Here is a 9,512-nt window from a genome sequence, read left to right as displayed (position 1 = left end):
ACAGCTTCTTTCGCAGCAATTTTACAATCTTTTCTTGGGGTCGCCATTGTTAAAAGAAGTTCCACTATTTCGTAATCGTGAAATCCGGACAATCCGTTATCCAGAAATTTTTCTCTAAGCCTTTCTCGGTGTCCTTGGTTACTGTTTTTCATTTTCAGGTAATTTTTCAATCACAATTTCAATAATTATTTTCACCATAAATTTTAATTAAGTTCAATTTTTATTTCTCTTACAACCTGCCAAAACAATTTTTTTCCCAAAATTTTTCTTTTCGTTATTGTTTGGTTTATGTTTGCTTTTTTTTGCTTTTTATGTCAATTTTTTCATTAAGTTTTTGATAAACCTTTTATTATTTATATTTTTTGGTAACTTATTAATTTAAATTCCAGCAAATACTGGTAAATGCCCCTAAAACCCTAATAGACCTCGATAGTAAAAAATTGTGGATAAGAAAAGCATATTAAACTTGATATAATGACAATCCATTTTTTACTTCTTATTTCGTTAATAATTTCCATCAATATCATTATCTCGCATGCTCTGGTTTTCAATGTCATCATTTTAGCCTAACTTTTTTGCACCACTTCTAGTTTAATGATCTTCATTAGCATTATCCTCTGGGATATATTCCAAATTTTTAATATAGGAATGAGTAACAAAATTGCAACAAAAATAACATAAAATAACAAAATTAAATACAAACAGATAAAAATGGTTATCTAATAAATCACCGATAAGACTTGTTTGGCTTAGATTTGTTTTTATCTGTTTTGAGTGAAAATATTATCTATTTTAAAATAGCTCCACCCAATGTAGGGAGATCAATTTTAAATTTTCCATTTTTAAGTGAATATTTTTTGCCGGTAAGCAAATTTTCTAAAGAATTCTTTTTCTGTCCCGTATCTATTTCAACCTTTTGGGATTTTGGGTAGTTATTTATTACTACAACGATAGCATTGTTTTTATCCTGACGAAGATAACCATAAACCATTCCATCGGTAAGAAGAGTTTTAAAAGAACCTGTTCGCAAGCAGGAATTTTCTTTACGAATGTGTATTAATTTTTTATAATAATTTTTCAAACTCGTCTTCTCTTGATCTTCACCATATTTCCAGTTGAATGGTCTGCGGCAATCCGGGTCGTGTGCTCCCATCATACCGATTTCATCGCCATACCAGATATGAGGTGTGCCAACGTAAGTCATTTCAAAAAGTGCCGTCAATTTCAATTTTGCCAGATTCCCTTTTACGATTTCAAGAAAGCGATTAGTATCATGGCTATCTATCAGATTCATCATTACTTGATTCACCTGAACGGGATAAGTAAACAAACCTTGTTTAATATCTTTATCAAATGTTTTTGCATTACAACTTTGCATAGCAAAAAATCTCATTACCGGGTCTTTAAAAAAAGCGTAATTCATCACAGCATCAAAGATTTCCGGATCAACCCAGTCCGTAGCATTTCCCCAGATCTCACCCACAAGATATGCGTCAGGCTTGATCGATTTTATCCTTTTATTAAATAATTTCCAGAACCAGAAAGGGACTTCATTGGGAACATCAAGACGGAATCCATCAATATCCATCTCTTTTATCCAATATTCACCAACATCGAGAACATAATTGACCACGTCCCAATTCGGATCTGCGTTTTCGACATCTTTTATCCCGTTTTCCGAGGTGTTTCCCATTGATTTATCATAATTCAGATTCGGCATCTCGCCAACTCCCCACCAGCAGTCATAATAATCTATCGGTTTGAAATCTGCGATTGGAGGATCGGGAATAGGCCACTTCTTCCATTCATACCAATGCCAATGTTTGGCGTCTTTACCATTTTTTACACAATCTTGAAAGGCAAAAAATGTTTCGCCAGTATGATTGAAGGCACAATCAATAATAATCCGTATTCCGCGAGAATGTGCATCTGTTACAAATTCTTTAAAATCTTCTGCTGAAGCGAAATGTGGGTCCAATTTCTTATAATCAACCGCATCATATTTATGATTTGATTTTGCCTCAAAAAGGGGATTGAAATAGATGATCGTAATACCCAAATCTTCGAGATAAGGTAGTTTCTGGCGAACACCTGCAATATCTCCACCGTAGAAAGACCACCAATCCGGTTTTCCGTCTGCACGATTTGGGTTGCTTTTTAAAGCTGAAATATCATACCAATCTTCTACAAAGTGAAAATATTGTTTATTGTCCGGCAGGTATTTTCCCTTTTGCGGTGGTTGATTTACACCCTTATAATACCATTCAGAGAAATCCTGATCATTAGATTTGTCTCCATTATAGAATCTATCACAGAAAATCTGGTAAATTATCCCGTTTTTCACCCAGTCGGGTGTAGAGAAGGGTTTTAGAATTTCAGAAGAATAATGAAATATTTTTTCATCTTCAAATCTGTCGGTAATTTTCCCATCTAAAATATAATATTTTTTCTCTCCATCTTGAAGCACAAAGTAATAATCAAATTCTTCATCAGTAGAGGTAAGATTAATTATCCTATTATAGTAATCGAACGTATCATCATTTCCGATCAGTTCCATTGCTATCAATTCGCCACCCTTGTTGAGATATACTTTTTCCACATCTCCTGAATAAACTTTTGTTTTAAATTCAATTTTTTTTTTGGAGATCGGATTTATCGTTTGCAGGGATTGGTCTGTAGGGATTCCAGAAGTTGTAATCATTCCGGCTTGTTTCTCAAGAACAATTTTTGGAAATCGGTCATCAACTTCGATGATGGAATTTTTCCCACCAAAACTATCATCTTCAAATTGAGCGGCGCTCATATCCGCTACCCATTCAGAACCATTGACCAAAAACTTGTAGGAATATTTTCCTTTTTTCAGTAGAAGTGAAACTTCATAATGATTGTCGTCCGCTTTATGCATCTTTGTCATTTTTTGATTCCAGCCATTAAATGAACCTGCGAGGTAAATGTCGGTTATTTCTTTTTCCGGTTTATAATGAAATTTTACGTGATGGAGAGCTTCTATTTCGGAAATATCTCCAACAATATCAATTGAGTTTTGTAAACTAAAAACGTTCCCCACTTGTTCATTTTCCCCTATATTTGCTTCAAACTTTCCACCCATATTTTTATATCAATCTGAATATCCGCAATCACAATCTACTAATTTTACAATTTTTTCAATTCGAGTTCCTTCTGAAAAGTCCATAGAATTCGAAATTGAAACTACAGCATCAAAAAGATAATCCGTTCTTTCGGGAAGATTACCGCACTTTATGGATTCCAAATCGCTGATGGAAATATTCTTCAAAAGAAACTTTGGGGCAAAGTTTTTTTCCCCATAAGGTGACATTTTACTGAATATCTCATAAAAAAATTCGGGGTTAATTTCATTTTTTTCAACACAATAATCTATCATTACCTTTTCGCCTGCGTTAATATTTGGTTGATATTCCGTTGAAATTTGTTCAATCTTTTTTTCGATTTTCATTACTTGATTCGGGATACATGTAAAACCCGCAGCTCGTTTATGTCCACCGAATTGGATTAAATTTTTTTTAATTTTTTGAAAGCACTTTATCCAATCAAAATCTTCCGGTCCGCGTGATTCGGCATTCACTATTGTTTCGTTTAGATGAGACAAAATCAAAGCCGGTTTATTATATTTATCGGCAATGTAAGAAGAACCTAATCCAAGATATTCTACAGGTACCTCTCCGTTTTCATCGTAATAAAAAAAGATGGCTTGGGTGCTCTTTTTCAGGTATTTTTCTTCTAAAAATTTTATCGTAAATTCAATTTCCGCTTCATTTTTCTTGAATTTGTTCTGCAGGTTTTCATAAATTTCTTTTACCTCTGATAATGTATTCGATAATAAAATATCCAATCCCAAATGCTTTCCGGCTCGTCCCCTGCCAACCGTGAGCAAAGTAATGACTTTTTTTATTTTTTCATTGAGAGATGACTCTGCATTATTTTCAATAAAATAACTAAAAAAAAGGTTGTCTGTAATCTTGAAATTATCATATAAATATTTTGCAAAAATTCGATTATCATCCAAAAGTGTAACCCTGTCTGCCACAGTGCCAAGTCCGGTGAGAAGCAAACTAAAATTATCCGAAGGAGTTGGGATAGAGTCTTTGCGGAAAAACCGATTAATAACTTGCACAACTTTGTAAGTTACTCCAACACCGGCAAGAATGCTTTCTGGAAAATCTAATCCGTTTATTTTGGGATTCACAATAGAGATGGCTGCCGGAAGCTTGTTTGAAATTCTATGATGGTCAATGATTATTGTATCAATATTATGCGATTTCAAAATTTGGATCGCATCATTTTCACTCGTGCCGATATCAACAGTTATCACCAGTTCAAAATTTTCATTTATCATCTTGTTGATAAAATTTTCCGTTAAGCCAAATTTATCAAAAATCCTGTTGGGAATATAATATTCGTGATTTTCCGAGCCGAGTTCGGAAAGGCATTGCAATAAAATGTAAGAAGAGGTTATTCCATCCACATCGTCATGCCCGAATACACAAATTTTCTTTCTTTTTTCCACTGCGGAAATTATCTCTTGGGCAGCATCTTCGAGGTTGGGTATTTCTTCCGGGTTTCTCAAATACTGAATAGAAGGATTCAAATATTTTTTTAGCCCGAATGATGACCCTTTAGCGATAAAATCGTATATGCCACGACCTTTTAGTATTGTTTCCAAAACATTGTGCACTTCATAATTCTTGATGGGAACATTTTCCCTTAATACCCAGTTTTTTTTCATGTCTTACCGAAGGTAATTCGGTTACTCTTTTAATCCGATGTATTTGAAATATAGGCTGGATCTGCTTGAGGTATCTCTTTATTTTTTTTGTATTTTTTGGGATTTATCCACCTATCAAAAGACGAAAAACCAACGGAAATTCCAAAAATTTTATCAGCAATACCGTTATCAGAAATATTTCCTCTGGAACCATAACTAAAAACAAGATTTATACTTCCTTTGTTTTTGAATTTTAATGGCACATCAAAACCCAAAGTCATTGTTTTTTCGTAAATTGGCTTATCATTCATTTCGTATGGCAATTTTTTTAAATATCCACCGAATCTAATTGGGATCAAGATTTTTTTATTATATGGAAAATATGATAAACCTGCAGATATAAATTGGCTGTCTTTTGTATTTGGTCCGGGATTGTTTATGTTTGACCAAAAATTTCTTCTGTAATTTGTCTCAAAATAAAATTGATCATTGATTTCCGCACCAAATCCTAATCCAATTTCCGCAGGTAATTCATAAGTAGATGTAGTATTGGAAACATAATCAAGATCGGGATCATTTACGAATTCGATTGTACGATCGTTATCGCTATTCAATTTTGTTTTGGTCTGAAAAAATCCACCTACGGAGAATTTAGATATTGGCATGGCAAATCCAAATGTAAAATTCATACCGTTCATTAAATTCTCAAAATATTCTGAATAATCTGCCAAATCGCTGTTCTCAAAATCAATTTTGCTTTCGTCATTTGTATAACCATAATTAAAATTAACTTCAAAACCGAGAGCTATATCTCGTATTTCTTTTGCAAATGAAACGCCAAATTGATTTATTTCACCTTCAAGAGAATTGTCGAAATCAATGTTGCCAAAATTGGCAATGGAATCTTTCACGCCTGTTTCTAATCCGAGATGATATTTATCAAAAAACTTAAATCCCATTGTTGTCTTTTTGCTTAAAGGAACTATCACTTTCACATACGGAAAACTGCTTGTTTTAGTTTCAAAATCATCTTCCGAATTTGCTTCATAAGTAGTAAAACCAAAATCTACTTTTGTGGAAAAATTCGAGTTTACCACGGTTGCATTCAAGGCAGGATTAACGGCTGATAAATTTCGTCTGTTCAATGAACAAATTCCGGTTTGCCCCATACCTGCGGAAAAATTATCCACTCCGAAATTTTCTTCCACAAAACCGAGTGGAGAAAATATTGAGCCGCCTGATAGGTTTGAAATAATAAAAATAAATACAAAAATAGTTAGAAAAAAATTCTTTCGCACGTTTTCTCCTTTATAATAAAATTATTCTTCTTTGAAAACATAAATTACACATTTTACAAATAATTCCTTTTTTAAATAAACCATTAGTAATGTTAGCTAACATCGTATTCAATTCGTGAGATTTGTGGAATTCGTGGTTCCGGTTTCAATGTTATAAGTAAACAAAATTCGCAATTTCGGATTAAAATCTTCGCTAAATCTAAGGAAAGAAAAATCTATGTTTTCATATACTGATTTTAAGAGGAATTGGTTATACTCAAAACTATCTCGTAAGATTCCCTGTGTGATTCCTGTGATATTCACCTTGAAAAATTCCTCATCTTCATCAAAATCAGAAATACTGCTTCCGGATACGCTACTGTATGAAACATCTAATGTATCGATGATATAATACGGCTTTATATCCAAATAAATTGAAGAGTTGAAAGAACTATCAATGCACGTGGAATCGAAAATTAATTCGGCATAATTGATGGATATTTTTTCAGGATCGGGATTTGGGAAGCTATCGCTTATTGCGTTTATTAATAAATTAACTAACGAATCCTTATCCAAAGAAAATCTCATTCTCGTTGGGGGTAAGTTTGCAATAGCACCATAATCCAAAGAGGAATTGTTATTGTTTTTCGCAATATAAGCGTCTTTGCTAACATCGTAAAATAAGGTATCTAAACTTCCGGTAGATTTAGTGTATATAATTTGCAATTGGGGTGCATAGTCGGTTTCGGCTGAATAGAATTCTGCAAAATTATTTGTTATTTCGGGTGCAGAGAAAATAATTCCGTAATTTATCGTATCCTGTTCAATCCAATTTTCAACTACAGTTTTATCAAAGGAAAATGTAATAGTATCTCCCAAACTTGTGTCCACTGCAGTAGAAAAGGTCTGTATTTCTTCGCCAATATAATTATTGAGAGTATCCCAAATGACTGTACTTTCCAGCCATTGTTTTTGGAGTTTGTTAATCTGAATATTAAAATCATCTCCCAACTGATTTCTTTTTACAATCCGAATTTTGCAAGTGTTTATTTGCGAAATTGAGTCCAACCAAGTTGTATCCGGTAAAGAAAGAAATCTGAAGACACCTTTGGCGATTACATCATGAAATGATCCCACTACGATTGTAGGATCTTCGTAATAATTTTTGATGCTATCTTCATAGGATTCTGTAAATGAAAATACATTTAAAAGAGTATCTGATTCGATAATATAATCGTATTGTATTCCGAATGGACTTTTTTTACTTGTGCATGCTACAATAATTAATGTTATAGCAAAAATGCTGAAAATAAATTTTTTATTCATAATATCCTTTTTATTTATGTTAATAATTTAAAAGAGTAGAATTAGTAGGTAATGTGAATATGTGGAAAACTTGAAAGAAGTAAATATCAGTCAATGTTCTTTGAATTTTATTTTGTGAATATTTTTGTTCATAAAAAAAAGTTATCCACAAATGATAAATTATTGTGAAAAAATAATGCGAAAAAAATGAATTATTCACGTTTATCAACATACCTGTTTGTAAATTTGTGAATAGTTAAAAAAAACAAATATAAAAGTGTTTTTCATTGTTCGATTATATTAATAATTTCGTTAATTTGCGAGCGAAAATTTGGAGTTTCGTCCATTTTAGCTAAAATATTTTTTTTAGCATAAATAACAGTGGAGTGATCTTTTTTATTGTAATGATTGGCAATTTCTAATAGAGATAATTCAGGTAAAAGTTTTGAGGAAAGGTACATAGCGATTTGTCTCGGGAAAGCAATTTCTTTTTTTCGAGTTGGTTCTTTGATCTGGTTTTTACCAATTTGAAAATATTTTGCCACTTCTTCTTGAATTACATTTATTGTTATCGGGGGGTTTCTGTTTGACATCAAGTCTCTGAGAATTTCTTTAGTGTCCTGAATTGTGAGTTGCAAGGGGCGAATGTTTTTATAGGAAGTGAAAGCAAGTATCTTAATCAATGATCCTTCCAATTCTCTGATATTGTGATGGCAATTATTAGCGATAAATTCAAGAATTTCATGATTTAATTCAACATCTTCCTCTTTACATTTCTGTTGTAGAATCGCAAAGCGAGTCTCGTAATTCGGTTTTTTTAAGTCGGCAATTAAACCCCATTCGAATCTTGAAACAAGACGGTCTTCTAATTTTTGAATTTCTTTGGGAGGACGATCACTGGTAAGTATAATCTGTTTTTTTGCGTTATACAAGGTGTTGAAAGTGTGAAAAAATTCTTCCTGACTACCCTCTTTTCCTGCTAAAAATTGAATATCATCGATCATCAACACATCGAAATTGCGAAATTTTTTGCGGAAATCCAGCGTAGTGCTTTTTTGGATTGCAGTGATCATGTCGTTTGTAAAATCTTCAGATGAAGTGTAATAAACACGATTAGCTCTTGTGTTATTGACAACGTAATTCCCGATGGCTTGCATTAAATGAGTTTTTCCCAGACCAACACCCCCGTACATAAAAAGGGGATTGTAAACTTTTCCCGGTTCATTCGCAATAGCTTTTGCTGCGGAATATGCAAAATGGTTATTATTGCCGACAATAAATCTATCAAAAGTATATCGCGAATTCATTCCTGTTTCACGAGGAGTAATTAGGTAAGTTTTCAACGAAATATTGTTTGATTTTTTTTGAGGTCCAATAAACTCTATTGAAATTTTATTCTCAGTAAGGTTGTAAGCTATTTCTTCCAAAAGAGATTTGTAATGCTGTTCCAACCAATCTGCAAAAAATCTGGACGGTGCTTTGATCGTTAACGAATTTTCAATTAGACTGAACTGCTCGGTTTTTTGAAACCAAGTAGAATAGGTCTGTTTACCAATCGTTTTTTTTGCTTCTTTTAAAATACTATTCCACAATTCTAAACTTTTCATTTTAATCCTATCTATTCAATAATTAGAGTCTATCCGTAAAGTAGCATATCAAGTAAAATATATTCTTCATCCTTTTTACAACTCATCCCCTAACCCCTTCTCTTCAAAGAGAAGGGGAACTTTTGTCTCCCTCTCCTTGATAGGAGAGGGTCGGGGTGAGGTCGAAAAATACTACTTTACGGACAGACACTAATTACACAATTTGACAAAACATTTATTATTTTATTCACAAATTACCAACAAAAAATATTGATTTTTAATCAACATCTATATAGTTGTTTAAAGAATTATCATACATCATTAGGTTTTTTTTATTAACATTATCAAAAATACCAATAACGAAAAAGAAACCAAAATGGTTGTGAAGTCAATCGGTATGTCAAACAAATCGTATATAATAATTTGTAGTTTTAAATTTTTTTTGTTAGAGAAAGCAATTTTATAATTAGAGCCCATCCGTAAACTAACAATTTTGCAATGATTCTCCGCAGGTAATTCGACACTGATAAACACTGATTTTGCTGATGAACACTGATACTACTCTTTTTGTAATTAAATTTTATCTTGCGAAAATCCACT

General features: G+C 32.6%; 5 protein-coding genes. All 5 read right to left on the bottom strand.

From position 1 onward, the window contains the following. Positions 1 to 787: 787 nt before the first annotated feature. Positions 788 to 3,109 carry an alpha amylase N-terminal ig-like domain-containing protein gene (locus U9P79_09240; protein ID MEA2104805.1) on the bottom strand — a complete coding sequence of 774 codons (2,322 nt, stop codon included), beginning with the start codon at positions 3,107 to 3,109 and terminating at the stop codon, positions 788 to 790. Positions 3,110 to 3,118: 9 nt separating this feature from the next. Next, complete coding sequence (locus U9P79_09235; GenBank protein MEA2104804.1) at positions 3,119 to 4,765, bottom strand: DHH family phosphoesterase; 1,647 nt, start codon at positions 4,763 to 4,765, stop codon at positions 3,119 to 3,121. Positions 4,766 to 4,794: 29 nt separating this feature from the next. Continuing rightward, positions 4,795 to 6,042, bottom strand: a complete 1,248-nt coding sequence (locus U9P79_09230; GenBank protein MEA2104803.1) for a hypothetical protein — start codon at positions 6,040 to 6,042, stop codon at positions 4,795 to 4,797. 108 nt (positions 6,043 to 6,150) lie between these two features. Beyond that, a complete protein-coding gene (locus U9P79_09225) occupies positions 6,151 to 7,347 on the bottom strand; it encodes a DNRLRE domain-containing protein (GenBank protein ID MEA2104802.1) in 1,197 nt (398 codons plus the stop codon). 263 nt (positions 7,348 to 7,610) lie between these two features. Then, entirely contained in the window at positions 7,611 to 8,933 is a 1,323-nt protein-coding gene (gene dnaA, locus U9P79_09220; protein MEA2104801.1) for a chromosomal replication initiator protein DnaA, read from the bottom strand. Between the last annotated feature and the right edge of the window lie 579 nt (positions 8,934 to 9,512).

Source organism: Candidatus Cloacimonadota bacterium (assembly GCA_034661015.1).
GTDB lineage: Bacteria > Cloacimonadota > Cloacimonadia > JGIOTU-2 > JGIOTU-2 > JAYEKN01.
Note: the sequence above shows the minus strand (reverse complement) of the source record. Positions and strands in the feature narration are given on the sequence as shown.

What these genes read in the sequence shown, in the direction of transcription:
- U9P79_09225 (MEA2104802.1), bottom strand. Translation starts at nt 7,347, where the DNA reads ATGAATAAAAAATTTATTTTCAGCATTTTTGCTATAACATTAATTATT.
- dnaA (MEA2104801.1), bottom strand. Translation starts at nt 8,933, where the DNA reads ATGAAAAGTTTAGAATTGTGGAATAGTATTTTAAAAGAAGCAAAAAAA.
- U9P79_09235 (MEA2104804.1), bottom strand. Translation starts at nt 4,765, where the DNA reads ATGAAAAAAAACTGGGTATTAAGGGAAAATGTTCCCATCAAGAATTAT.
- U9P79_09240 (MEA2104805.1), bottom strand. Translation starts at nt 3,109, where the DNA reads ATGGGTGGAAAGTTTGAAGCAAATATAGGGGAAAATGAACAAGTGGGG.